This window comes from Synechococcus sp. MIT S9452 (assembly GCF_047304245.1).
Lineage (GTDB): Bacteria > Cyanobacteriota > Cyanobacteriia > PCC-6307 > Cyanobiaceae > RCC307.
Genome location: NZ_CP138956.1, coordinates 264,124 through 289,087, shown reverse-complemented (window position 1 = coordinate 289,087; position 24,964 = coordinate 264,124). Strand labels below are relative to the sequence as shown.

Below are 24,964 nucleotides of genomic sequence, written 5' to 3'. Positions count from 1 at the left end.
ATGACCCACGCAAGCTTCACGGCCAAGGGCGACTTGCTCTACAAGCCCCAGCTGCTGCGCAATCGCGGCAACCGGCTGCTGACCGGCATCGCCGGGGCCTTTGCCTTGATCGCTGTGATCCCTTTGATCGCTGTGATCCTGTTTGTGCTGGTTAAGGGGTTCTCGTTCTTAAGGCCGGCGATGTTCTTTGAACTGCCTCCGGTGCCTGGCCAAGACATGGGCGGCGGTATCGGCAATGCCTTTGTCGGCACCTTGATCGTGACTGGGCTCTCATGCCTATTTGCAATCCCCGTGGGAGTTGGCGGGGGGATCTACCTCTCGGAATACGGCAGCGGTAACCCCTTCTCTGAATTCATCCGTTTTGGCACCAACGTTCTCGCTGGGGTGCCCTCGATCATTGCCGGGGTCTTCATCTACGGCCTGATCGTTTCAAGCCGCATCCTTTTCGGCAGCACGTTTTCTGCGGTGGCCGGTGGATTGGCCTTGGCCGTGTTGATGCTCCCCACCATCATCAAAACCACCGATGAAGGCCTGAAGTTGGTGCCCCAAGAGTTGCGCTGGGGCGCGCTTGGTGTGGGTGCCTCCAAGTTTGTGACCACCGTCCGTGTGGTGGTGCCATCAGCCATTGCACCAATCGCCACTGGGGTGGTGCTCGGCATTGCCCGCTCCGCCGGTGAAACAGCGCCGCTGATCTTCACCGCTTTCTTCTCGCCCTACTGGCCAGATGGGCTGTTTGAACCAATGGCCACGATGTCGGTGATGATCTACAACTACGCGACCATGCCCTACGAAGCCCAGGTGCAACTGGCTTGGGCGGCCTCGTTTGTGTTGGTGGTGATGATCCTGGCCATGAATCTCTTGGCCCGCTGGATCTCAAGCTTTGCCCAGCGTTAAAAACGTGCTGCCAAACTCATTCATGAGCTCAGCTGCTGCTGAAACCAACCCCTGATGACCTTCACCAGCCACATCGCGGACGTGCCGGGCGATCAGGTGGCGATCAGCTGCGAAGACGTCACGATCAGCTACGGCTCGTTTGAGGCCGTCAAAGGGGTGTTCCTCAGCGTTCCCCGCGGCCAGGTCACCGCGTTCATCGGCCCCTCCGGCTGCGGCAAGAGCACCGTCTTGCGGGCCCTCAACCGCATGAACGACCTGATCCCCAGCTGCCGCCTAACGGGCCGGGTGGTGTACGAGGGGCAGGATCTCTACGCCGCCAACGTTGATCCGGTGGAGGTGCGCCGCCGCATTGGCATGGTGTTTCAACGCCCCAATCCGTTCCCCAAAAGCATCTACGAAAACATCGCTTTTGGGGCACGCATCAATGGCTACACCGGCGACATGGATGAGCTGGTGGAAAGCTCTTTGCGCCGCGCAGCGGTTTGGGATGAATGCAAAGACAAGCTCAATGACAGTGGCTATTCGCTCTCTGGCGGTCAACAGCAACGGCTTTGCATCGCCCGCACCATTGCCACCCAACCGGATGTGATCTTGATGGATGAGCCCTGCTCAGCCCTCGATCCCATCTCCACGCTGAAGGTGGAAGAAACGATGCATGAACTCAAAAAAGAGTTCACCATCGTGATCGTCACCCACAACATGCAACAGGCGGTCCGTGTCTCGGACATGACGGCCTTCTACAACGCTGTGGCGGTGGAAGGTGGCTCCGGGAAGGTGGGCTATCTGGTGGAGTTCGATCAGACCAAAAACATCTTCAACAACCCCAAACAACAAGCCACGCAGGAATACGTGAGCGGCCGCTTCGGCTAACGAAAGCTGGAACGGAGAGGGAGGGATTCGAACCCTCGATAGAGTTGCCCCTATACAGCATTTCCAGTGCTGCGCCTTCGACCACTCGGCCACCTCTCCACTGCACAGCTGGGCTGTGCAGCTGGCAACCTAGCAGTCCAACTTGGCCAGCACCGATGAGCCCACGGCACCGGGTCACCGTCCACGACCGGCAGAACAACCGCACTCTCACAGCGGAGGTCGAAGAGGGCCAATACGTGCTCGCTGGCTTTGAAGCCGATGGCCAAAGCCTGCCCTTCAGCTGCCGGAATGGCTGCTGCACCGCCTGTGCCGTGAGGGTGCTGAGCGGCGAGCTGGATCAACGCGAAGCCCTGGGCCTCTCCCACGATTTACGCCGGCAGGGCTACGGACTGCTCTGCGTGGCTCGCGCCTACGGACCGGTGACGGTGGAGACCCAGGACGAAGACGAGGTGTACATGCTGCAGTTCGGCAATGCCTTCGGGAAAGGCACCGTGCGCGCAGCGATTCCGCTGGAGGAAGAATGAGCGCAAGCGATCAAGAGCTGCTGGCGATTGCCTGCGCGGCGGCCGATGCCGGCGCTGCCGAGTTGAGCCGCTACTGGGGCAATCTGAGCCAGGTGCGCAGCAAGGGGCGCGCTGGTGATTTGGTCACTGAGGCCGATCTGGCCGCCGAAGCGGCTGTGCTGCAACTGCTGCAAGAGCGAACTCCTGAGGTGGCGGTGTTAGCCGAAGAAAGCGGCCATCAACCCGGGCGTGACAGCGAGCTGCAGTGGTGCGTGGATCCACTCGATGGCACCACCAATTACGCCCATGGCTTTCCCTTCTTTGCCTGCTCCATCGGCCTGCTGCGCCATGGCAAGCCACTGCTGGGGGCCATTGCCGCTCCTGGCCTGAATCAGCGCTACAGCGGTGGGCTCGGCCTCGGCGCCTGGTGCAATGGGGAGCCGCTGCAGGTGTCGAGCTGCCAATCCTTGGAGGATTCCCTCCTGGTAACGGGATTTGCCTACGACCGGCGCGAGCGAATCGACAACAACTACAGCGAGTTCTGTTATTTCTCCCACCGCACCCATGGCGTGCGGCGTGGTGGTGCGGCAGCACTCGATTTGGCCCTTGTGGCCGCCGGCAGGCTGGATGGTTATTGGGAACGGGGCCTGCAGCCCTGGGATCTGGCGGCAGGCATTGCCTTAGTGGAGGCCGCGGGTGGCGTGGTGTGTGACTACAACGGCAGTGCGCTTGAGCTCTCCAGTGGTCGGGTGTTGGCTACCAATGCAGCCCTGCAAGGCCCGCTGATTAAGGGCCTATCCGAGTGCCAACCACTGCCGCCCGCGACCTACAACGCTGAGATCCCGGCTGGTCCATAGGATTCGGCGGCAACCGTGCCGATCGGATGGCCCTTCAGCCCGCCAGTGGAGCCCGCGACCTCCTGCCCCGCGACGTTGGGGTTAACCGCTGGATTGCCGAGCAACTGGCTGCCGTCTACAAGCGCTGGGGCTACGAAGAGGTCACCCCGCCAAGCCTGGAGCGGATCGACACCCTTGAGGCCGGTGGAGCCATCCAATCGCACCAGGTGGTGCAAGTGGTGGCCGATGAGGCCCTCGGCCTGCGCCCCGAGATGACCGCCAGCATCGCCCGGGCCGCTTGTACGCGCCTGGCAGCGATGCAGCGCCCACTGCGCCTGCACTACCGCGGCTCCACCTTCCAAGCCCAACGGGCGGAAGACCAAGGTCTGCGCATTGTCGAAGACCTGCAGAGTGGCGTGGAACTGATGGGCGCCAAGGGGCTTGCCGGTGATGCCGAACTGCTGCGTCTGCTGCTCGATGCCGGCTCCCATCTGCCGCTTAGCGCAGAGCATCAGCCCACCCTGCTGATCGGCCATCAACGGCTGCTGTCGGTGCTACTCCAAGCTGTGGAGCCAGCACTGCGCAGCACGGTGCGCCGCCACGTCTGCGGACTCAACCGCGTGGCCCTCTCCAACCTGGAGCTACCTGAGCAGCAACGCTTGCAACTGCTGCAATTGCTGCAGCTGCGCGGGGAACCCGCAGCGGTGCTCAACGGACTTGAAGCGCTGCTGGGGGCAACGGATCTGCTGGCTGAGCTGAAAGAGCTGATTAGCATCATTGAGGAGCAGGCCAGCCGCGCCGGCATTCGCCTGCAGCTGGATCCCACCTTCCATCCCGACTTCGAGCTCTATGACGGGGTGATGGTGAAGTTGGTCTGCCAGGGGCTTGATGCTCCGGTGGCCATCGCCAGTGGCGGCCGCTACGACGGTTTAGTCCAGCGCTTCAGCCCTGATGGGGCCGTGGCCAGCGGCGTGGGATTCAGCTTTGCCGTTGAGGCGGTGCGTCAACTCTTGGAGCAAGCCGATCAACTGCCCCCGCGCCAAGACGGCCAACTGGTGTTAGTGGCCTTCAGCCAACCCAGCCAATTGCATCCGGCTTTGAACCTGCTGGAGCAGCTGCATCAAAGCGGCCAACCCGCTGAGCTCTGGCCAGAACCCTGCGCCAACGAAACCGAGGCCAAGCAAATCGCGGCGCAACGCGGCGTGGCAACGGTTCGCTGGGTGGGTTGAATCCTTAGGATCAGCGGGTCTGCAAGCCCCTCTTGGCACACACCATCGTCACCAACGTCTGCGAAGGGATCGCCGACTGCGTCGATGCCTGCCCTGTGGCTTGCATCCATCCCGGCCAAGGCGCCAACACCAAGGGCACCGGCTTTTATTGGATCGATTTCCAAACCTGCATCGATTGTGGGATCTGCCTACAGGTCTGCCCTGTGGAAGGGGCCATCGTTCCGGAAGAACGCCCCGACCTGCAAACCAGCAACTGAACGACTGGTTCGGGCTTCACACCACTGCAGCCATTGAGCGAGTCGCCCTCCTCTTCCTAGGGTCGTGGCCCCCAATTCAGACGGCGCATGTCGGTGCTTGAGCAAGGCCAGATCCAGATCCATACCGAAAACATCTTCCCGATCATCAAAAAGGCCGTTTACAGCGGCCACGAGGTGTTTTTGCGTGAGCTGGTCAGCAACGGAACCGATGCGATCAGCAAGCGCCGGATGGCGGCCATGGCTGGTGACTGCAGCGAAGGCCCCGAGGGACTGATCAGCATCAAGATCGATCGCGAAGCCAAAACCCTCACCATCAGCGACAACGGCATCGGCATGAACGCCGATGAGGTGAAGCGCTACATCAACCAGGTGGCCTTCTCCAGCGCCGAGGAATTCCTGGAGAAGTACAAGAGCGAAGACGACGCCATCATTGGCCACTTTGGCCTGGGCTTTTATTCCAGCTTCATGGTGGCCAGCCAGGTTGAGCTGGTGAGCTTGAGCGCCCGCCCCAACTCCGAGGCGGTGCGTTGGAGCTGCGATGGTTCACCAAATTTCAGCCTCGAGGCCGCTGAGCGCAGCGAACCTGGCACCGATGTGATCCTGCACCTGCAAGAGGAGGAGCTCGAGTACATCGAGCCCGCCCGGATTCGCACCTTGATCAACACCTACTGCGACTTCATGCCGGTGGAGGTGCAGCTGGAAGGGGAAACGGTCAACAAGCGCGAAGCCCCCTGGCGCAAAAGCCCCCGGGAGCTCAGCGATGAGGACTACATCGAGCTGTACCGATACCTCTACCCATTCCAAGGCGATCCCCTGCTCTGGGTTCACCTCAACACCGACTACCCCTACAACCTGCAGGGCATCCTTTATTTCCCCAAGTCAACCGGCCGCGCTGATTGGGAAAAGGGCGAAATCAAGCTGTACTGCAACCAGGTCTTTGTCAGCGACTCCATCAAGGAGGTGGTGCCCAAATATCTGCTGCCCTTGCGCGGGGTGATCGATTCACCCGATATCCCACTCAACGTGAGCCGCTCGGCGCTGCAGACCGATCGCCGGGTGCGCTCCATTGGCGGTTTTGTGGCCAAGAAGGTGGGCGACCGGCTGAAACAGCTGCATCGCGATGAGCCCGCGCGCTATGCCGAAATTTGGGAGTCGTTGGCTCCCTTCATCAAGATCGGCGCCATGGAGGACGAGAAGTTTGCTGATCAAGTCGCCGAGCTGGTGTTGTTCGGCACCACCGCAGTGGCAGGCGAAGGCGACAGCCCCGATCCAGTGGCCGCTGAAGGCGGTAAGCGGTTCACCACCTTGGCCGGATACCGCTCACGCCTGGGCGCTGACAACGACAAGCGCATCCTTTATTGCACCGATGAGGCCGGGCAGGCCGGTGCCTTGGCGCTCTGGCAGGGGCAAGGCGCTGAAGTGCTGCTGGCTGACACCTTCATCGACACCCAGTTCATCCCTTGGCTGGAATATCGCCACGAGGAATTGAAGTTCCAGCGGGTGGATGCCGAGCTGGATGATTCGCTGCAAGACAAAGATAGCGTTGTTACCGATGCCGAAGGCAAAGACAGCAGCGAAAGCCTGCGAGATCTGTTTAAGGCCTCACTGAATAACGACAAAGTCACCATTCAGGTGCAGGCCCTCAAGGGCGATAACGCACCGGCTGCGCTGATCCTGCTACCGGAACAAATGCGCCGCATGAACGACATGGGCGCCTTGATGGAGCAACGCCTACCAGGGCTTCCTGATCACCATGTGTTGCTGATCAACCGCCGCCACCGGTTGGTCGAAGGCATGCAAAAGCTGGCCGCTGGATCTGTGATCGCTGGCGGGGGAAGCAGCTCACCGAGCAAACAACTCGCCGAACAACTCAGCCGCCATGTCTATGAAATGGCCAAGCTTTCGGTTGGAGGATTGGAGCCCAATGAATTGGCTGGATTCCAACAGCGAAGCTGCGATCTGATGGGTGAGCTGATGAACCGGGGGCTCTGAGCCCCGGGGCTCAGACCGAAGCAGCGCGGCGCTTGAGATACCACTGCAGCATCGAAGGGTGCTGCAGCTGGAAACCCAGGTCTTTCAACGACTGATTTGAGATGGCGGCATGCAAGATGCGCTCGTCTTGGCTCGATCCCATCCAAATCACCGGAGCACAACCGATGGCTTCGCACAGCTGATCGGTGATGGCGCGCTTGGAGAGCTTGATGTCATCCACAACGTTCAAGGTGGTGTTGAGCTTCTGCTCCGCCGCCAGGTTCACCGCCTGCACCACGTCATCCACATGAACCCAGCAGGGGACATGGTCTCCATTGCGCTCAACGCACTGGCCTGCAGCGGCCACAAGCCATTCGGGGATCTCACGATCGGGGCCATAAATGCCACCAAGGCGCAGGGTGCAGACGTTGATCTCGTCACTACGCAGGGACTGGAGCTGTTGCTCGGCGCCAGCAAGCAAAGCATTCACCGGGTGATTGAGATCCAAGCCCATGTGCTCTGAGGTCAATGCACCATCGCGATTGCCATAGAGCCCGCAGCTGCTGAGGTGGATGATTTGCAGCGGCCGATTGGAGGGGCGGTTGGCGATCCCCTCGCAAAGCATCTCAATGCCGCGGCGGTAAACCGATTCGTAGGCCTCAACGCAGACATGTTGTTGACCAGTGGGAGCCAAGGAGACCACCAAGACATCAACATCGCCCAGGAACGACAGGTCGTTGCTGCTGGCTTCTGAGTCGAACAGCACCGCTTGATCAACATGGGCCCGCAACTGATGCAGCCGCGAATCGCGGCGTGTGGTGGCCGTCACGGTGTGGCCTTCATCACTCCAACCGTTCACCAGCCGGCGCCCCACATAGCCGCAGCCAACAACAGCGCGGTGTTCACCACTCGGGAGCGTCGGCCGTTGTTCAGCCTGGAGGCGTTGATAGAGGCCGGCCAGGTCGAGGGCCATGACTTTCTTTCTTTTTGTAAACGATATTCGGCCGCAAGCGTCAGTGCGGTTACCGCTTTGACCAAATCCTGGGTTTGACAGCAACCAGGCCGCGGGTCGATGGTGTACGAGTCGAGGTCTGGATCATTCCTCAGCGCTTTGCGTTGGGGGCGCGAAGTTCCTCTATATCCGCCGTTTACAACCTGACTGCGTGCCGAGCTCGTTTGTTCTCGTTTACCACCGCTCACCCTTCGATGAGGTCATCGACGCGGACGGGAACCGCAGCTGGCAAGACCAAAAAAGCCCCAACGGCATCATCCCAACCCTGCGCAACCTGTTCCGAGATCACCCCTCGGGCACCTGGATCGCTTGGCGCCAAGACGAAGACAACAACGGCGAAGATGAAACAACGGTTATCGAAGAGCCACTGACGATCAGGCTCCGCCGGATTCCGCTGCAACAGCAGCAGATCTCAAGCTTCTATCACGTGACCTCGAAGGAGTCGGCCTGGCCGATCCTGCACACCTTCCCCAGCCACTTCAACGTCAACAACGCCGACTGGGCCACATTTCAGGAGGTGAATCGGCGCTTTGCCGAGGCCGCTTGCAATGAAGCCGCACCGGGTGCCTGCATCTGGGTGCACGACTACAACCTTTGGCTGGCACCGGGTTACATCCGCCAGCAACGACCGGATGTGAAGGTCGGATTCTTCCACCACACACCGTTCCCCAGCGCCGATGTGTTCGGCATCCTTCCTTGGCGAGAAGAAATCATCAGCAGCCTGCTGGCCTGTGATGTGGTGGGTTTTCACATCCCTCGCTACGCCGAAAACTTCAGCCGTGCCGCCTCCAGCTTGTTGGCCGTCGAGCGGGGGCCCCGAGAAAAGGTGTCATCCCATTTCCTGCGTCATGGCAGCGCACTGGCCCAACCTGACTGCACCCCGTGGATTCGCTATCAAGGCCGCACCGTGCAGCTGGTCTCCACACCTGTTGGCACAAGCCCAGAGGTGATCCAAGCCCTACGGGACTCAGCCCACGTTCAGGACCTGATCAAAGACATCGAGCGCGACACCAAGAAAGGTCGCAAGCTGATCATCTCCGCCAGCCGGGTGGACTACACCAAAGGCAACGAAGAGCTACTGCTGGCTTACGAGCGTCTGCTCGAACGGCGCCCTGAGATGCATGGCGATGTGGTGCTGATGCTTGCCTGCGTCGCGGCCAACACCGGCATGAAGGTCTACGAAGACACCCAACGCAGCATTGAAGAGACCGTGGGCCGGATCAACGGTCGCTTCGGCCGCATCGATTGGGTTCCGATTCGACTGACCACCCAGCGGATTCCCTACGAGGAAATCGTGGCCTGGTTTGCCGCCTCTGACATCTGCTGGATCACACCACTACGGGACGGGCTGAATCTCGTGGCCAAGGAATACGTGGCGGCCCGCAAGGGCCAGGGCGGCAGTTTGGTGTTGTCGGAGTTCACCGGCGCCTCGGTGGTTGTCGATGGGGCGATCCTCACCAACCCCTACTCCCACCGGCGCATGGACGAAGCCATCGACGCCGCGCTGATGATGCCTGTGGACGAGCAGCGCGCGCGCATGGAACGCATGGAACGTGCCGTTGACACCTTGAGCGTCGCCAACTGGGCCAGCGAGCAGCTCAACGCGCTCGAGCACTAGGGCCGATGATGCTGCGCCGCCGGTTGCTGGGAGTGCTGCTAGCCGGCATCACCCTGCTGCTGATGGCAACGGGTGTACCAGCAGCCACGATCCCGGTCTCAGTCTTGATGCCGGCATCCTTTGCCGATGCCAGTGCACCCCTGGTGCGGGAGTTCAACGCCAGCCATCCCCACATCCGCCTGGAGGTCACCCGAGGACCGCTCGACACTGAATCGGTGTCGGATCTGGCGATCAGCAGTTTGCTGCTGGGCAGCAGCCCCTACGACCTGCTGCTCATGGATGTCACCTGGACGCCGAAATACGTGGCTGCCGGCTGGCTGGAACCACTTGAGGGCTGGCTTGGTGATGACGCCATGGCTCCCCTGGCTCCTGGCGCTGATTTGGGCAATGCCTTCGGTGGCCACCTCTGGCGCTTCCCCATGGTGGCCTCGATGGGGTTGCTGTATTGGCGCACGGATCTCATGCCGGCTCCGCCGCGCACGCCAACGGAATTGGCGCAGATCAGCCGCGAGCTGCAATCCAGTGGTGCGATTCGCTGGGGCTATGTCTGGCAAGGCCGGCAGTACGAGGGCCTGAGCACGGTCTTTCTCGAAATGCTGCGGGGCTTTGGTGGCCGCTGGATCGTCGATGGCAGCCCAACACTCGACAGCAAGGAAGCCGTGGCAGCCGCAGGCTGGCTGGAGGGATTGATCCGCCAGGGGATTTCACCGCCATCGGTGGTCACCATGGCCGAACCGCAGTCGTTGCAAATGTTCGCCGCTGGCCAGGCCGCCTTCATGCGCAACTGGCCCTACGCCTGGAACGAACTGAACCGTGCTGGCAGCGCCTTGGCCGGCAAGGTGGGCATCACCACGATGGTGGCAGAGCCAGGCCAGCCCCACGTGGCAACCCAGGGCAGCTGGGGGCTCGCCCTCACCAAGGGCAGCCAGCACAAGCGCGCCGCGATCGAAGCCCTGCAATTCCTCACCAGTGAGGAGAGCCAAACCCGGCTCTACGAAGACTTTGGCTACACCCCAACCCGCCAAGCGGTGTTCCGCAATCCCAAGCTGGTGGCCGCTCACCCTGAGCTCCCGGAGCTGGAGGTCGCCCTAGCCGATGCCGTGCTTCGCCCCTTGACGCCGGTCTATGCCCAGATCAGCGACCTGCTCTACCGCGAGCTCAGCCGGGTGTTCACCGGCCGGGTGAGCCCGCAGCTGGGGATGGAGCAATTGCAGGAGCAAACGCTGCAGCTGCGCCGAACCGTGGGAGGTGAGATTTGAGACGCCAACGGCTGTGGCTGCTGATGGCACCGGCGTTGCTGCTGCTCTTGGCGGTCTTCGCCCTGCCGATGCTGCAGTACGCCTGGCTCAGCACGCAGGCCCAAACGGTGCTGACCGAACTGGAGCCCCAACCAGTGGGGTTGGCCCAGTGGCAGCGCCTGCTGCAGGACGGTCGCTTCTGGCAAGACGCCTTTCAAACCTTGCGGTTCGGCCTCTGCTCGGTGGGGCTGGAGTTGGTGCTCGGTTTGGCCGTTGCCCTGCTCTTGAATCAGCCGCTGCGGGGCCGAACGCTGCTGCGCACCGTGAGCCTGCTGCCCTGGGCCCTGCCCACCACAGTGATGGCGTTGGGTTGGCGCTGGATCTTCAACGATCCCTTTGGCCCGATCAATCTGCTGCTGGCCCAGCTGGGTCTTCCCACCGTGTCGTTTTTGGGTGACCCCTCCATCACCTGGCTCAGCATGGTGTGGGCAGACACCTGGAAGACCACACCGTTTGTGGCCCTGCTGCTGTTGGCTGGCCTGCAAACCATCCCAGAGGATCTCTATGAGGCGGCGGCCTTAGAGGGTGCCAACCGCTGGCAGAGCTTGCGGCGAATCACCTTGCCCTTGCTCTCCCCCTACATCTTGATCGCGGTCTTGTTTCGTTTAGCGCAGGCCCTAGGCGTGTTTGATCTGGTGCAGGTGCTCACGGCAGGCGGCCCAGCCGGCAGCACCGAAAGCTTGGCGCTCTACGCCTACATCAATGCCATGCGCTTTCTCGATTTCGGCTACAGCGCCACGCTGATGCTGGCGGCGTTTGTGTTGATGCTGCTGCTCAGTGGTGGAGCCGTGCTGCTATGGCTGGTCAGCCGGCCGCGGTGGGCAGGAGGGCAACGATGAACAGGTTGCTGCTGATTCTCTGGAGCCTGGGCCCGATGCTCTGGCAGCTCTACACATCCTTTCGGCCCAATGCCACGCTCACCGGCAATCCCATGCAGGGAGGCTGGACGCTCGAGCACTACCAGGCCCTGCTTGGGGGCAATCCTCCCTTTTGGCGCTACTTGCTCAACAGCGGCGTGGTGGGTTTGAGCTCCACCTTGCTCACCTTGGTGGTGGCGGTGCCCTGCGCCTATGGGCTCAGCCGGCTGGGCCGCAAAACCGCTCGCAACGTCAACGTGCTGGTCGCCATTGCAGCGGCCTTCCCCTACGTGCTGTTGTTCTTGGCGCTGCTGCAGGTGGCGCGCGATCTGCACCTGGGCAACAACCTGCTAGCCCTGAGCCTCCCCTACACCGGATTGAGCCTGCCGTTGGCAATCCTGCTGCTGCAGGCTTCATTTCGGGACATCCCGCCCGAGCTTGAGGAAGCCGCTCGCCTGGAAGGTCTGGGGCTCTGGCAGCGTCTGCGCTGGGTGCTGCTGCCGCTGATGGCACCTGCCATCGCCAGCGCCTCCCTGCTGATCTTCCTGTTTTGCTGGAACGAATACCCCATCGCGCTGACCTGGCTCAGCCGCGCTGATCTGCTCACCTTGGCCCCGGCGATGGCAAGGATCGCAGGGTCCTCGGTATTCACCGTTCCCTATGGGGGATTTGCGGCGGCCACCGTTCTCGGCAGCATTCCGCTCATCGTGTTGGTGCTTGTGTTTCAGCGGCAGATCGTTAGCGGCCTCACCCAAGGAGCCATTAAGGGATGACCGCATCAACCAACAACAACGGGGGCAAGGGAGCCCTCAAACTGCAACAGCTCGGGCGGCGTGTGGGTCGCCAGCAGCTACTGGAGTCACTCAGCTTGACGGTTCAACCAGGGGAGATCCTTGCCCTGCTGGGACCAAGTGGCTGCGGCAAAAGCACCACCTTGCGCCTGCTCGCGGGACTCGATCCAGCCAGCAGCGGGCAGATCCTGCTGGGCGACGACGACATCACCACAACCCCACCAGCCGATCGTGGGGTGGCCTTGGTGTTCCAGAGCTACGCGCTCTATCCCCACCTGAGCGTGGAGCGCAACCTCAGCCTCGGCCCCGAACTGCGGGGCACAAGGCCCGAGCTCATCAAAGAAGAGATCAACCGGGTTCTCGATCTGCTGCAGCTCCAAGACCTGCGCCACCGCAAGCCCGCAGGGCTGTCGGGGGGCCAGCGGCAACGGGTTGCACTCGGCCGCGCCCTCTTGCGCCGGCCGCGCTTGATGCTGCTCGATGAACCGATGAGCAACCTCGACGCCAAGCTGCGCGAGGAACTCCGCGCCGAGCTGCAGCACATCCTGCGCAGCATTGGCGCCCCGGTGATCTACGTGACCCACGATCAACATGAAGCCATGGGATTGGCTGATCGGATCGCTGTGCTGGAGCGGGGGCAGCTGCAGCAGGTGGGAACGGCCGAAGAGCTCTACCGCCGCCCAGCCAACAGCTTTGTGGCGGGCTTCCTCGGCAATCCATCGATCAACCTGCTGTCGCTGCGTCCCGGCCAGCTGATTGGTCTGCGCCCTGAACAACTGCGCTTGGCACCAGCTGGAGCTGCGCCAGCGTCAACCAAAGCCAGCCTCAGCGCCCAGCTCACAACCCGCGAGTGGCTAGGCGACCGCTTGTTGCTCCATCTCAGCAGTGCCAACGGCCCACTCAAAGTGATGCGTCCCAGCAGCGACACGCTGGCCGCTGGGCTGCAACCTGGAGCCCACCTGGAGGTGCAATGGAGCCGAGGCGAAGCACTCAGCTTCGATGATCGATCGGGGGAACGGATCGAGCCCTCGTGATCACCACACAGTCTCGATCACATTCATCGCTTTGAGATAGGCCGGCATGTCGTCGTCGTCACTGGCATCGTCGACAAAACTTCCGTCATCCTTCGAGCGCCTGGCCAGAGCAGCCACCACAGCGCTCACCACCAAATCCATGGCGGCAGGGTTATCCAGGTTTTGCAACGCCTCGGCGTAGCGCCGGCTGTGGGTGGGACGCACCGATTCCTGGCAGTAATTGCTCAGCTCACGGCTTTGTGTCATCACCTCAAAGGCTGATTCTTTGGAGGCCTGGCGGCCAAACACAGCCATGTACAGCAGATTGATGAGCGAGGCATCGTGCACGGCAATGCCGTATTGACGAACGATCTGCGGCCAATAGCGCAGTGAGCGCAGGCCTTCGAGACCGCCTTTGGCAATGCCCGCGTCTTCACACCATTGCTCCAACTCTTCGATGCCATTGGGGCAGCGGCCGAGCTGCCGCATCTGAAGAGCCAGCTGCACCCCAGCCTGAAAATTTCGCGTTGGGTTACCGATGGTGGGCGGCATCATGCTGCCGCGGACATCAGCCACCATCGCTGTGAGCTGGGAGAACGTGTGGTCGCGCACCTTCTCCATATCTCCGTCGCGCACCAAGGCGGCTTCAATGCGCTGAACGCCGTAGCCCAACTCCGTCAGGGCGATGGCCTGCCGGTGGTACAGACGCTGACGATCACGCCGCGAGATGGAGACCGTGGCGGCCTGATCAAGACACTGCTCCAGCAACAGCGTCAGCAGGGTGGGCAGGACACCGGGGTTTTCTGAGTGAAAGGTGTAGCCAAAGCCCGCAAAGATCGAGGCCATGTTCTTGGCAGCCTTGATGTACTGCCCCTCGATGTTGTGCACACCCGGTGACACCTGAATGTTCGGCGAGAGGCGATCGAGCATCCGTGCCCCCAGCAGTGCCGAGAGCGCATCGGGATGACAGAAATTGGCTGTGAAGCTATCGAGCGGGTTGCGCAGGGCGCCATGACGATGAAAGCCCGAAAAGAAGGCCAAGTTCGGGGTCTTATCGCAGAGCACATAGGCCTCATTGGCGATCGGATCGTGGGTGAAGGACCCCGCTAAACAGGCCAGCACCACATGCTCCCGCTGCAGGGCTTCGCGCACGGCGATGGCTTCCTGCAGATCGTCTTCCACGTGGTTGCTGTTCGAACTCAGGACAACCAGCTCACAACGCCGAATCAGATCCTCCAGGGTGTTGGGAACCCGCTCGGAGCCATCCAAGTGGGAGCCCATGGCCTCAACGGTGGCCAAATGGTCCGGATCCATGCCGGCAATGTCGTCTTTGGAGAAGGCCCCCAAAAGAGCGCGGCCAGGTCGCGGCGCCAGCAGCAGCTGAGGATCCGCTGTCTGCATGGCGCAGTTGTACGCCAGCGAAATCGGATACAGCCCAACGCTGTAAAAGCCAACCTTGCCGTTCTCGAGCTCCAGCAGGCGATCGCGGATGCGACTGGGATCAAGGCTGGATTCAAAAAAGCCGTTCTTCAAAACGCACCTACAACCGTTCAAACCACCTGCTGAGGTCTTGACCGAGCAGGTGCATCGCACCATCCTCGTTGATCTCCCTGCCAGCGTCCGTCCATGGCCAACTTGAGCCTCGAGGCCCTGCTGGAAGAACTGCGGCACCAACAGGACTGGCTGATGGTGCAAGACCTTGATGGGGTCTGCATGCCGCTGGTGCTCGATCCACTGACCAGGGTCATGCCAGCGGCCTACATCCGCTCAGCGGCACGGCTTCAGGGTCGCTTTTGCGTGCTCACCAACGGCGAGCACGCCGGCCTTCGTGGCGTGAACCCCCTGGTGGAGAGAGCCCTTGCCGGCATTGCCGACCCAGCCAACGAGGGGCTCTACCTGCCGGGATTAGCAGCCGGTGGTGTGCAGCGGCAAGACCGCTTTGGCCAGATCACCTATCCCGGCATCAGCGACGCTGAGCTGGCCACCTTGGATGCCCTCCCAGCAAAAATTTTGGAGGGCCTACGCGAGCAGCTCACACCCCTGCTGCCGGAACTGAGCGAGGCGGAGCGCAAGGCGCTGTATGAACGCACGATCCTGGCGAACCCCCTGAGCCCCACCATCAACCTCAATGCCCTATTCAGCCGCTTCAGCGGGGATGTGGAGCGGCAGCTGCTGCTGCAGCAGCGCAGCTTGGCCTTAATGCAAACCCTGCTGGCGCAAGCGGAAGCCGATGGCCAAGAGGCCTGCTTTTTCTTGCACCTGGCCCCCAACCTGGGCAGCAGCGATGGGGTGGAACTGCCCAAGCCAGCCACGCCAGGCAATGTCGGCACCACCGATGTTCAGTTCATGTTGCGCGGTGCTGTGAAGGAGGCCGGGCTCTTGGCCCTGATCAACCAACACATCGCCAAACGCACGGGCACCGCCCCACTTGGGGAGGATTTCAACGCCCGCAGTGCCCCAGCTGATCACGCCCAGTTGCTGGAGCTCTGTCAGCGCAACATCCCCATTGAGCAGATGCCTCTGCTGGTGGGGGTGGGCGACACCATCACCTCAGAACCCGATGGCCAGGGCGGCTGGCGCCGCGGCGGCAGCGATCGGGGCTTTTTGACCTTGCTGCAGGAGCTGGGTCACCCCTTCGGCCGCAGCAACCGTGTCGTGCTGGTGGACAGCAGCGCTGGCGAAGTGGATCGCCCCAGCTTGCAAGACCCAGAACTCAAGGGCTTAAGCGATCCCGAGGATCCCCTCAAGCCCGATGTGCTCGTTCCAGGCGGGCCTGATGCCTATGTGGCCTGGTTCAAGCAACTCGCCACCGAACTAGGGGCCTAACGAACTACTGACAAGCAAGGCAAGGCGGGTCTATTCCAGATACAGACCCTCGCCGAGGGTGCCCGCTCCATGCCTACCAACTCCGCAGCTGAACTCGCCTCCCATTGGTGGGAGGGGTCAGTGATCTACGAACTGATCCCCCGCTGCTTCGCCGATGGCAATGGCGACGGCATTGGAGACCTCGACGGGCTCAAACAGCGGCTGGACTACCTCCACTGGCTTGGCGTGGATGCGGTCTGGATGACCCCCATCTGTGATTCACCGCTGCGCGACGGCGGCTACGACATCACCGACTACAAATCGGTCCATCCCGACCTCGGTGATCTCCAGGCTCTCGACACCCTGATTCGTCATGCCCATGAGCTGGGCTTAAAGGTGCTCTTCGATCTGGTGCTGAACCACACCAGTGACATGCATCTGTGGTTCCAGCGTGCGCGTTGGGCTGAGCGCGGCTCCCCCGAGCGCAACTTCTACGTCTGGCGCGACGACGACAAGAGTTACAGCGAAGCGCCTGTTCTATTCCGCCATTTCGAAGACTCGAATTGGCAGTGGGACCCGGTCGCTGGCCAGTACTACCTGCATCGGTTCCTGCGGCACCAACCCGATCTCAACTACGACAATCCTCAGGTTCAAGAGGCGATGCTCGATGTCCTCGATTTTTGGATTGATCGAGGCATTGATGGTTTTCGGCTCGATGCCATCCCCTTCCTCTTTGAAAGGGAAGGCACGCGCTGCGAAGGGCTGCCTGAAACCCATGCGTTCCTGCGCCGGCTGCGCAGCAGGGCCAAAGAACGCTGCGAGCAATTGGGCCGTGAGGAGGTGCTGCTGCTAGCTGAGGCCATCCAACCTGTGCATGAAGCGATGCCATACGTCGCTGACGACGAACTGCACTCAGCCTTCAATTTCGCCCTCACGGCCCACCTCTTCGCCGCGGTGGCACACGGAGAGGTGAGTGCTCTGCAGACCTTCCTGTCGGAGTTTCGTCAATTGAATGCCGGTTGCCGCTGGGCGCTACCGCTCCGCAATCACGACGAGCTCTGGCTCGGCGATGGCCACCTGGTGCCCGAGGAGATCGTCGACCGCGTCCGCGAGGGCTTCCCCAATGCCGAAGGCCATTGGCTGAACTGGGGCATCAACCGCCGGCTCTCACCATTGCTCAACGGCGATCCGCGCCCAAACAAAGCGCTGCACGCTCTGCTCTACAGCCTGCCGGGCATGCCCTGCATCTACTACGGCGATGAACTGGGCATGGGGGACTACCCCGGCCTCAGGGATCGGGACGCCAATCGCACGCCGATGGCCTGGACATCAGAGCGCAACGGTGGCTTCTCCAAGGCACCCGACCCTCTGCTGGTGCTGCCCCCCATCACCCGGCCTGGGTACAACTGCCAGATGATGAATGTGGCCGTGCAGAAGAGCCTGCAGGGCTCGCTCTTGAACTGGCACCGCCACACCCTGCTCAGCCGCCGCTTGCTCCCTGCCCTGCGGCATGGCGACTTCCAATTACTGGAGAACTCCCACCCAGGAGTGATCAGCTACATCCGCCAATCCGAGGAGATGACCATCCTGGTGGCGGTCAATCTCAGCGGCAATCCCGCCTCCACGCGGCTGGATCTGAGCGCTTGGCAAGGGCAACAGGTGCGCGAGGTGCTCGGTGGCTGCCCCTTTCCTGTTGCCAGTGAGCATTGGTTCGCCTACCTCTCGGCCTACGACTACTGCTGGTGGTTGATCGGCGATGTGGAGCCCGAATCCAGCAGCAACTCCGACGCCATCGCCGACAGCCTGGCGGTTTCTTGCTGATCCAGTAACGCCAAGCGGCTGCGGCGGCTCAGCAGATCAGTGGCGGTAGTTGCCCACTCCTGAGCGATGTTGAAGCGCCACTCAGCGCGGCAAATGGGCAACACCTCGCTCAGCGGTTCCAGCTCAGTGGGATGCCTGGCGTGGTGAATCACCTCCTCAGCCCGCAGGCCATAGCTCGCGATCAGATGGTCGGCCTGAGCGCCTTGTTGCGGGTGATCGGGCAACTGTTGCTGCAGCCGTGGCCGCAGCGCCAACAACTGCGGAACGGTTTGATCTGAATCGGCAGCACTGCCAAGCAGCGGTAGAGGCTTGGCTACCGGCTCAGGTCCACCCAGACGGGCCAGCACCACTTGCAGTGCATCGAGGGCCAACACCCGGCAGGTGGTCCATTTGCCACCCAAAAGACTGATCAGTCCACTGGGCAGCTGTTCCACCTCGTGCTCTCGCACCAAACGACTACTGGAGGCGGAGCTCCCGGCGGCGCGAATCAAGGGCCGGCCACCCGCCCAAGCACTGCCCACCTCAGCGGTGGTGCCATCGGGGAACCAGCGAGCCAGGTACTCGAGCAGGTAGGTGCGCTCTTGATCAGACACCTTCGTGGCTTCAGCCGCTGGGCAGGGGATGTCGGTGGTTCCCAGCAGCGTGCGGCCAAAAAATGGCAACAAAAACAGCACGCGGCCGTCACTGGTGCGCGGAATCAAGAGGCCATCGCCGCCGGCGCAGAGATTGCCCCTCAACACCAAGTGGGTGCCGCGGCTCACCAGCAACCGCGCTTCAGCGTCAGGCTCAGCCAGCAACCGCAGCTGATCGGCAGCGATTCCAGTGGCATTCACGATCACGCGAGCCGGCCAGCGTTGCTGCTCGCCCCCTGGGCCTTCGCTGATGGCGGCACTGAGGCGACCATCGGTGCGTTCAAAGCCCACAACACGGCAATCCCGCACCACCTCGAGGCCCGCTTGTGCCGCCGTAAGCAACATCAGCAGGTTCAAGCGCGCATCGTTGAACTGCCCATCGCTGTAACGGACACCGCCGTTGAAGCGGCGATCCAACCCAGGGAAGGCGCGCTGCACCCCCTCGGCATTGAGGCTGCTGGTGGCTCCAAGCCCAGCTGAACCAGCCAGCAGGTCGTAAAACCCAAGCCCAAGGCGGTAGTAGCTGCGCTCGATCAGCCCCTCGGTCGGCAGCACCAAATTGAGTGTGTGGGCCAGAAAGGGCGCCTGGCGGATCCAGTGCCCCCGTTCAACAAGGGCTTCACGCACCAACTTGAACTGGGCGGGATCTGCTTTTTTGACGGCAAGCTCCAGGTAGCGCACACCGCCGTGAAGCAACTTCGTGCTGCGAGAACTGGTGCCAACCGCTGGATCTTCAGCCTCCAGCAGGGTGACCTTGAGCCCGCGGCGCACCGCCTCATAGGCCAGGGCTGCGCCACTGGAGCCACCGCCAACGATCAGCAGATCAGCGCAGGGCATCGCCATGCCACTCCAAGCAACGATCAACGGCACTGTCCCAGCGCTGCAGCCAGCGTTCACGCTCGGCCGCATCCATCAACGGATCAAAGCGGCGGCTACCGGCAGCACGGGCTTGGCGCACGGAATTGAGATCGCTCAAACATCCAGCGGAAAGACCAGCCAGCAGGGCAACACCCAAGGCCGTGCTCTCCAACTGATCGGGCCGGCGCACGGGCACGCCGCTGCTATTGGCTTGAGCCTGCAGCAGGAGATCGGAGGCGGCGGCGCCACCATCGACTGCAAGCTCTTGGAGCGGCTGTCCCAAGGCTTGCTCAGCCAGTTGCATCAGCGTTGTGACCGCCAAGGCAATGCCCTCGAGGGCCGCACGGGCGATTTGGCCGGGCCCGGTGTCTCGGGTCAACCCAATCATGAGTCCACGGGCTTCGGGATCCCAGTGGGGAGTGCCCCAACCGGTGAAGGCGGGCACCAGCATTAGTTCACCAGCGCTATCCACCGAAGCGGCCAACTCCTCAATCGCCGCTGAGTTAGGAATCAGCCCCAAGCCATCGCGCAGCCATTGGACAACGGTTCCGGCGTTGAAGAGGCTGCCTTCGATGCAATAGGTGGTGCTGCCATCGGCCTCGGTCCATCCCACGGTGCTGAGCAAGCCCCCGGGTGCGCGCACAGGCGTTGACCCCACATTGATAACCAGAAAAGCGCCCGTTCCATAGGTGCATTTGGCTTGGCCAGGCTCCAAGCACAGCTGACCAAAACTGGCGGCCTGTTGATCCCCCAACAGGGCGGTGATTGGCACCCCGGCAAAGGGCAGGCCTGCCGCGATGAAGCCGAAATGGCTGCGGCAGGGCTTGAGCTCCGGCAGGGCTGAGGCCGATAAACCCACACGCTCACAGGCCTCTGGCAGCCAACAGCCACGGTCGAGATCCAACAGCAAGGTGCGGCTGGCATTGCTGAGGTCGGTGGCGTGCACCGAGCCTGCGGTCAGCTGCCACAGCAACCAACTGTCAACGGTGCCAAAGCGCAGGCTGCCATCGGCCTGGGCTGCAGCCGCCTCGGCGCTGTTCTGCAGCAGCCACTGCACCTTGCTGGCACTGAAATAGGGGTCGAGCACCAGCCCCGTGCGCTGCTGCCAGCTCTCAGCTTCCGGCTGCTGACGCCAGTGGCGGCAAATGGAAGAGGTCCGCCGGTCCTGCCAGACCAGCGCCGGGCCGCAGGGTTGGCCCTGATCCGATCGCCAGAGCACCGTGGTTTCGCGCTGATTGGTGATGCCACAGGCGGCCACAGCAGCACGCTGCTCCGGGCTCAATTGGTCCTCCAGCTGCTGCATGGCTTGCAGCTGGCTGCTCCAAATCGCAAGCGGGTCCTGTTCCACCCAACCATCGGCGGGGTATTCAATCGGCAACGGCACTTGCACCGATGCCAACGCCTGTCCGCTGCCATCGAAAATCACGGCGCGGGAGCTGCTGGTGCCCTGATCAAGGGCCAGCAAGAGAGGTTCGGCCATGCCTTGCATCACCACCCTCCGGTCTTAACTCGCCTCAGCTGCGCTTTCAGGCAGCTGAGGCAGGAGATTGACTGAAGATTGAAGTGAGTTGGTAGGCTTAGCCCTTGGCTAATTGATCAAAGATTGGCCAATCGGATCAATGCATCCGATTCAATTCGTTCGGAAGGAATCAGTCATGTCCCGGGTCTGCCAACTCAGCGGCAAGCGCGCCAACAACGGCATGGCTGTGAGCCACTCCCACGTGCGCACCAAGAAGCTGCAACAGGTGAACCTGCAACAGCGGCGCCTGTGGTGGGCCGAAGGCAACCGTTGGGTGAAGCTGCGGGTTTCCACCTCAGCGCTGCGCACCATCCAAAAAAAGGGCTTGGGCGCTTACGCCAAAGAGATGGGCATCAACCTCGCCAAGATCTGAGCGCGCTGCCTAGCTTGGCGGTCGCTTTACAGCTGTGATGCGGCGTCAAGAGGTTCTCAAATTGCTCGGGGCTCTGCCCCTATTGGCCTTGCGGCCCAGCCCAGCAGCAGCGATGGGCGGCACCTTGCCTGCACTCGATCAACTCGCTCCTGATTTCGATCTCGAATCAGCAGGTCAAACCGGGGCACTGGGCCAACGTCTGCAGCGCGATGACTTTCGCGGCAGCTGGCTCGTTCTCTATTTCTATCCGCGCGATTTCACCAGCGGCTGCACCCTGGAAGCCCGTGGCTTTCAGCGCGATTTGAGCCTCTACAAAGCCGCTGATGCTGCGGTGGTGGGCGTTAGCGCTGATGGCAGCGACAAACACGCCAGCTTTTGCACCAGCGAGGGGCTCGACTTCCCGCTGTTATCCGATCCCGGCGGCGTGGTGAGCAAGCTCTATGGCTCGTGGATTCCGCCCTTCAGCCAGCGGCACACCTTTGTGATCGACCCCGACGGCATCCTGCGGGCCCGCTTTGTTGGTGTGAATCCATCGATTCACAGCGAGGAAGTGCTCAGCACACTCAAGGAGTTGCAGGTTTAAGCAGCTCTCGGTGCTGCGCGGCCGACTGGACCTGCGCCGCGATCGCGGCACTGGGCAGGGGGTGATCAAGCTGCTGCTGCCAGCTGATTGTCAGCGCTTGAGCCGAAGGCAATGGCTGCAAATCAGCCCAGGGGCAGCCCAAGGCGTCAGCAGCAGCAGCCACTTTCGGGTCGTAACTCAGGGCCGACACCGGAGCCCCGGCGCGCGCCGCCAGGATTAAGCCATGCAGACGCATCGCCAACACCAGGCCCGCAGCTGAGGCCTGAGCCATCAATTCTTCAGGGCGCTGCAATCGAATTTCGCGGCTGCGCGCCGCCAAGGTCTCCGGCATCAGCTCTTGCTCCTTCAAGCGCTGCATCAAGCCTCCGTCTTGGATGTCATGGAGTGGCAGCCACAACACAGGGCGATCGTTCTGTTCTGCCAAGGCATTCAGGGCCTGAAGCAACACGCCCCAATCGGCATCGCTGAGCAGGCTTGAGGGTCGCCAAGCCAGCACGATCGGACCGCCACGGCCGCGCCAATGCATCGCTGGCAGGGTCCAAACCGGATCCGCAGCCACTGGATCCATCCCACGACTGACGCCGGCGAGCCGCTGGGCCAACGCAGCCGACTGTCGGTCGCGCCAACTGGCAGCAGATACCAGCGGCAACAGGCGTGAGGCAAGCGCACGGCTGCGGCGCCGCCGCAAGGGTCCCAGCCCTTGGGCCCACAGGATCACAGGCTTGCCCTGAAGCCGTGCCGAGAGGATCAAGGCTGCGTAATAGAGCAGGCTGCGCCAGCTGGTGCTGTCTTGCAGCAGGCTGCCGCCACCGAGGATCAACCCATCGCAGTCCGCCAAGGCGCGCAAGGTGGCGCGCAAACGGCGCCGGTCGCAGGTGGTCACGCCAAAGCGCTGCTGCACCTGCTGTTGATCAGCTGCCGTCACGCACGGCTTGGCCTCAGCCGGCAACGCACTCAACAGCGCTTGCAACAGGGCGTCATCGCCGATGTTGTGTTCGCCGTAGTAACCGCACAGCAGGGGACGAGCCAACACGGCCGAAGAGGGCGTCACACAGGCAAATCCAGGGCCCGTACATTACGGATCTTCGCTGAGGTTCATGCACGTTCTCTCCTTTCACACCTGGGTGATCCACATCAGTTCTGTTCTGGAGTGGATGCTGGCGATTGCCGCGGTGACGCTCTGGGGAGAGCGGCGCGCCGAGCCGGAATGGCGTTGGCTGGCGGTGGCGATGCTGCCGGCCCTGGCGAGCGCCCTGTGCGCCTGCACATGGCACCTATTTGATAACGCCCCTGAGCTGCACTGGCTGGTCACCGTGCAAGCCGCGCTGACCCTGGTGGGCAATAGCGCTTTGGCCATGGCGGCTTGGTGGATTTGGCGGAGCCAACGCCAGGGGGCCGCATGAACGATCCTGCAGCCCCTCTTTTCGCCCTCTCGCTGCTGCCCTATCTGCTGTTTCTGTGGTGGGCCTGGCGTAGTCAACGCTTTCCACGGCTGGCTTTTGTGGGCTTTGCCCTCACCCTGCTGTTTGTGGCGATCACCATTGCCGCCGCCCTGGTGGCTCAGCTGCGCTATGACGCCGAGCTGGCCAATGTTGACTGGCTCCATGGCGGGGCTGAAGCCTTTTTGAGCCTTAGCAATCTGATCTTGCTGCTGGGCTTTGGCGGTGAACAACTCTTACGAGCTGACACAAAAGCCAGAGGTTCAAAGGATGATGCCGGGGACATCCCGTTTGACCCGTCTGCCTGCAGGCGCCTCTCCCCATGACCCTGTTTCCCGCATTGGTGTCTCCTCTGCTCGCCTTGGCTCCCGCCACCGTGGCTTGGAGCCCCAAGGTTGGTTTGGTGATGATCCTCTGCAACGTCATGGCCATTGCCATCGGCAAAGCCACCATCAAGTACCCCAATGAGGGCGGTGCTCTGCCCAACAGCTCCTTCTTCGGCGGCATGGGCATGGGCGCCCTGCTTGGCACCACCAGCCTGGGTCACGTGATCGGCATCGCCAGCATCCAAGGCTTGGCTGCCAGCGGCGTTCTCTGATCGTCAGATCCCTAGCGCCCTAGCCCCAGCATGTAGGGCAGGGCGCGCCAACCGAAGCGTTCGAAGCGATAGTCAAACAGCAGCGCGGAGAGCTCAACCGCGCTGCAACTTTCGAGCGCTCTGAGCCAATGCTCGAGGCGCTGATCAGCTTTGGGGCTGTGCAAGCCAAGCCAGGTGCGCCGGGCCAAACGGCCGCTCAAATTCCAACGCCAACCGAGCTGCTGACGTAGCGCTTTGCGGTAGGGCTCAACCAGGTCAGCTTGCGGATGCTGCAGCAGCGAAGCCAGCACGCGAGCACTGGACATGGCATGGCGAATCCCCTCTCCCCCCAACAAATTTCCAGTACTCACGGCATCGCCCAGGGCCAATAGCCGGCCATGGCCGTGGCAGTCCTGGCGCCGAATGCGGCTGCGCATCAAACCGCCATGGCGATCGAGCACTTCAGCATCGGCTAAGTCCAACTGCGCCAACAGCTGCTGCTGCAAGGTTTGCAAGCCCGGTTGGGTGCGGCGTGGGTCCAACAAACGACACACCCCAAGCTTGAGCACACCTGGCTGCATCGGAAACACCCAGCCATAGCCCTGGGGAACCCACTGGGAACCCAGCACAAACGACAAGCTGCCCTGCCAGCGCAACCACTGCTGCTGATTCACCTGCAGCAACCACTCCAAGCCAACCCCGCTCACCAACGGATCGGGACCTAAGGGGCCATCGCCAACCAAGGCCCGTTGCTGACCACTGGCATCGATCAGCCAATCGCTGCGGATGCTGCAGCGGGCGCCGCTGGCATCACGGCAGAGGGTGATCACCCCGCCATCGGCTGCCGATTCGCTGCCAATGGCGGTCCAACCCAACTGCAAACGGCCGCCCCACGCTTGCAGTTGCTCACCGAGCCAGCAGCGCAAGGCCCCGAAATCCAGCACCACCCCCAAGGGCTGCTGCTGCTGCCAAGCGCGCCACTGCCCGCTAGGCCCCAGCAAGTTCCAGCTCGTCCAGCGCGAACCCACCACCTGGGCGGGCAAGCCAAACTCCTCAACAGCTCCCATCGGCATGGCAGCACTGCTGAAGGCCGCCCGCCTCAGGTCAGGCAAGCGATCAATCACGCAGACATCAACGCCGGCTTTGGCCAGGCAACGCCCGAGCTCAGCCCCCGCAGGACCGGCTCCCACCACCAGCACGGAGCAACG

25 protein-coding genes and 1 tRNA gene are annotated in these 24,964 nt (G+C 62.2%); 19 read left to right on the top strand and 7 right to left on the bottom strand.

The window, feature by feature from the left end:
- Positions 1–894: a phosphate ABC transporter permease PstA gene (pstA, locus tag SIB46_RS01445; protein ID WP_413296778.1), complete on the top strand. Its 894-nt coding sequence runs from the start codon at positions 1–3 to the stop codon at positions 892–894.
- Between the two features lie 54 nt (positions 895–948).
- Positions 949–1,764 carry a phosphate ABC transporter ATP-binding protein PstB gene (pstB, locus tag SIB46_RS01440; RefSeq protein WP_413296777.1) on the top strand — a complete coding sequence of 272 codons (816 nt, stop codon included), beginning with the start codon at positions 949–951 and terminating at the stop codon, positions 1,762–1,764.
- A gap of 12 nt (positions 1,765–1,776) precedes the next feature.
- Here pstB and SIB46_RS01435 read toward each other — a convergent pair.
- Positions 1,777–1,863: transfer RNA gene (locus SIB46_RS01435), tRNA-Ser, on the bottom strand.
- 56 nt (positions 1,864–1,919) lie between these two features.
- Between SIB46_RS01435 and SIB46_RS01430 the strand changes: the two genes are divergently transcribed.
- The 5 genes from SIB46_RS01430 (at position 1,920) to htpG (ending at position 6,581) form a co-directional block, all read left to right on the top strand.
- Complete coding sequence (locus tag SIB46_RS01430) at positions 1,920–2,288, top strand: 2Fe-2S iron-sulfur cluster-binding protein (protein WP_413296776.1); 369 nt, start codon at positions 1,920–1,922, stop codon at positions 2,286–2,288.
- Positions 2,285–3,124 (top strand): inositol monophosphatase family protein, encoded by an 840-nt coding sequence (locus SIB46_RS01425; protein ID WP_413296775.1) that lies wholly within the window; start codon positions 2,285–2,287, stop codon positions 3,122–3,124. The genes SIB46_RS01430 and SIB46_RS01425 overlap by 4 nt, the downstream gene beginning before the upstream one ends.
- A 26-nt stretch (positions 3,125–3,150) precedes the next feature.
- Positions 3,151–4,332, top strand: a complete 1,182-nt coding sequence (locus tag SIB46_RS01420; protein WP_413296773.1) for an ATP phosphoribosyltransferase regulatory subunit — start codon at positions 3,151–3,153, stop codon at positions 4,330–4,332.
- A gap of 32 nt (positions 4,333–4,364) precedes the next feature.
- Complete coding sequence (locus tag SIB46_RS01415) at positions 4,365–4,589, top strand: indolepyruvate ferredoxin oxidoreductase subunit alpha (protein WP_011935787.1); 225 nt, start codon at positions 4,365–4,367, stop codon at positions 4,587–4,589.
- An 87-nt stretch (positions 4,590–4,676) separates the two neighbouring features.
- Positions 4,677–6,581 (top strand): molecular chaperone HtpG, encoded by a 1,905-nt coding sequence (gene htpG / locus SIB46_RS01410; RefSeq protein ID WP_413296772.1) that lies wholly within the window; start codon positions 4,677–4,679, stop codon positions 6,579–6,581.
- A gap of 10 nt (positions 6,582–6,591) precedes the next feature.
- Here the strand turns inward: htpG and SIB46_RS01405 are convergent, their stop codons facing one another.
- Positions 6,592–7,533: an NAD-dependent epimerase/dehydratase family protein gene (locus SIB46_RS01405; RefSeq protein ID WP_413296771.1), complete on the bottom strand. Its 942-nt coding sequence runs from the start codon at positions 7,531–7,533 to the stop codon at positions 6,592–6,594.
- Positions 7,534–7,723: 190 nt separating this feature from the next.
- Between SIB46_RS01405 and ggpS the strand changes: the two genes are divergently transcribed.
- From ggpS to SIB46_RS01380, 5 genes are read left to right on the top strand one after another with little or no spacing between them, the layout of a single operon-like run.
- On the top strand, positions 7,724–9,190 hold the full coding sequence (ggpS, locus tag SIB46_RS01400; RefSeq protein ID WP_413296770.1) for a glucosylglycerol-phosphate synthase: 1,467 nt from the start codon (positions 7,724–7,726) through the stop codon (positions 9,188–9,190).
- Between the two features lie 5 nt (positions 9,191–9,195).
- Positions 9,196–10,449, top strand: coding sequence for an ABC transporter substrate-binding protein (locus tag SIB46_RS01395; protein WP_413296769.1), 1,254 nt, complete (start codon positions 9,196–9,198; stop codon positions 10,447–10,449).
- A gap of 23 nt (positions 10,450–10,472) precedes the next feature.
- Positions 10,473–11,327 carry a carbohydrate ABC transporter permease gene (locus SIB46_RS01390; protein WP_413296768.1) on the top strand — a complete coding sequence of 285 codons (855 nt, stop codon included), beginning with the start codon at positions 10,473–10,475 and terminating at the stop codon, positions 11,325–11,327.
- A complete protein-coding gene (locus tag SIB46_RS01385; RefSeq protein ID WP_413296767.1) occupies positions 11,324–12,118 on the top strand; it encodes a carbohydrate ABC transporter permease in 795 nt (264 codons plus the stop codon). Before SIB46_RS01390 ends, SIB46_RS01385 begins: the two co-directional genes overlap by 4 nt.
- Positions 12,115–13,170, top strand: coding sequence for an ABC transporter ATP-binding protein (locus SIB46_RS01380; protein ID WP_413296766.1), 1,056 nt, complete (start codon positions 12,115–12,117; stop codon positions 13,168–13,170). Before SIB46_RS01385 ends, SIB46_RS01380 begins: the two co-directional genes overlap by 4 nt.
- Here SIB46_RS01380 and SIB46_RS01375 read toward each other — a convergent pair whose 3' ends face one another.
- Positions 13,171–14,682 (bottom strand): hypothetical protein, encoded by a 1,512-nt coding sequence (locus SIB46_RS01375; protein WP_413296765.1) that lies wholly within the window; start codon positions 14,680–14,682, stop codon positions 13,171–13,173.
- A gap of 93 nt (positions 14,683–14,775) precedes the next feature.
- On the opposite strand from SIB46_RS01375, the gene stpA reads away from it, so the two are divergent.
- Both stpA and SIB46_RS01365 read left to right on the top strand, forming a co-directional pair.
- Complete coding sequence (gene stpA / locus SIB46_RS01370) at positions 14,776–15,975, top strand: glucosylglycerol 3-phosphatase (protein WP_413296764.1); 1,200 nt, start codon at positions 14,776–14,778, stop codon at positions 15,973–15,975.
- Positions 15,976–16,044: 69 nt separating this feature from the next.
- On the top strand, positions 16,045–17,775 hold the full coding sequence (locus tag SIB46_RS01365) for an alpha-amylase family protein (protein WP_413296763.1): 1,731 nt from the start codon (positions 16,045–16,047) through the stop codon (positions 17,773–17,775).
- Here SIB46_RS01365 and SIB46_RS01360 read toward each other — a convergent pair.
- Positions 17,688–19,250: an FAD-dependent oxidoreductase gene (locus SIB46_RS01360; RefSeq protein ID WP_413297679.1), complete on the bottom strand. Its 1,563-nt coding sequence runs from the start codon at positions 19,248–19,250 to the stop codon at positions 17,688–17,690. The two genes, SIB46_RS01365 and SIB46_RS01360, sit on opposite strands and share 88 nt — an antisense overlap.
- Positions 19,231–20,745, bottom strand: coding sequence for an FGGY family carbohydrate kinase (locus SIB46_RS01355; protein ID WP_413296762.1), 1,515 nt, complete (start codon positions 20,743–20,745; stop codon positions 19,231–19,233). Before SIB46_RS01355 ends, SIB46_RS01360 begins: the two co-directional genes overlap by 20 nt.
- 175 nt (positions 20,746–20,920) lie before the next feature.
- Between SIB46_RS01355 and rpmB the strand changes: the two genes are divergently transcribed.
- Complete coding sequence (gene rpmB / locus SIB46_RS01350; protein WP_413296760.1) at positions 20,921–21,157, top strand: 50S ribosomal protein L28; 237 nt, start codon at positions 20,921–20,923, stop codon at positions 21,155–21,157.
- 37 nt (positions 21,158–21,194) lie between these two features.
- Positions 21,195–21,740 carry a peroxiredoxin gene (locus SIB46_RS01345; RefSeq protein ID WP_413296759.1) on the top strand — a complete coding sequence of 182 codons (546 nt, stop codon included), beginning with the start codon at positions 21,195–21,197 and terminating at the stop codon, positions 21,738–21,740.
- On the opposite strand, the gene csaB is transcribed toward SIB46_RS01345, so the two are convergent.
- Positions 21,721–22,773: a polysaccharide pyruvyl transferase CsaB gene (gene csaB, locus SIB46_RS01340; RefSeq protein WP_413296758.1), complete on the bottom strand. Its 1,053-nt coding sequence runs from the start codon at positions 22,771–22,773 to the stop codon at positions 21,721–21,723. The two genes, SIB46_RS01345 and csaB, sit on opposite strands and share 20 nt — an antisense overlap.
- A 64-nt stretch (positions 22,774–22,837) precedes the next feature.
- On the opposite strand from csaB, the gene SIB46_RS01335 reads away from it, so the two are divergent.
- From SIB46_RS01335 to psaK, 3 genes are read left to right on the top strand one after another with little or no spacing between them, the layout of a single operon-like run.
- Positions 22,838–23,143 (top strand): DUF2499 domain-containing protein, encoded by a 306-nt coding sequence (locus SIB46_RS01335; RefSeq protein WP_413296757.1) that lies wholly within the window; start codon positions 22,838–22,840, stop codon positions 23,141–23,143.
- Positions 23,140–23,505, top strand: coding sequence for a DUF3593 domain-containing protein (locus tag SIB46_RS01330; protein ID WP_413296756.1), 366 nt, complete (start codon positions 23,140–23,142; stop codon positions 23,503–23,505). The genes SIB46_RS01335 and SIB46_RS01330 overlap by 4 nt, the downstream gene beginning before the upstream one ends.
- Positions 23,502–23,777, top strand: a complete 276-nt coding sequence (gene psaK, locus SIB46_RS01325) for a photosystem I reaction center subunit PsaK (RefSeq protein WP_011935805.1) — start codon at positions 23,502–23,504, stop codon at positions 23,775–23,777. The genes SIB46_RS01330 and psaK overlap by 4 nt, the downstream gene beginning before the upstream one ends.
- 11 nt (positions 23,778–23,788) lie before the next feature.
- Here the strand turns inward: psaK and SIB46_RS01320 are convergent, their stop codons facing one another.
- Positions 23,789–24,955, bottom strand: a complete 1,167-nt coding sequence (locus SIB46_RS01320; protein ID WP_413296754.1) for an NAD(P)/FAD-dependent oxidoreductase — start codon at positions 24,953–24,955, stop codon at positions 23,789–23,791.
- Between the last annotated feature and the right edge of the window lie 9 nt (positions 24,956–24,964).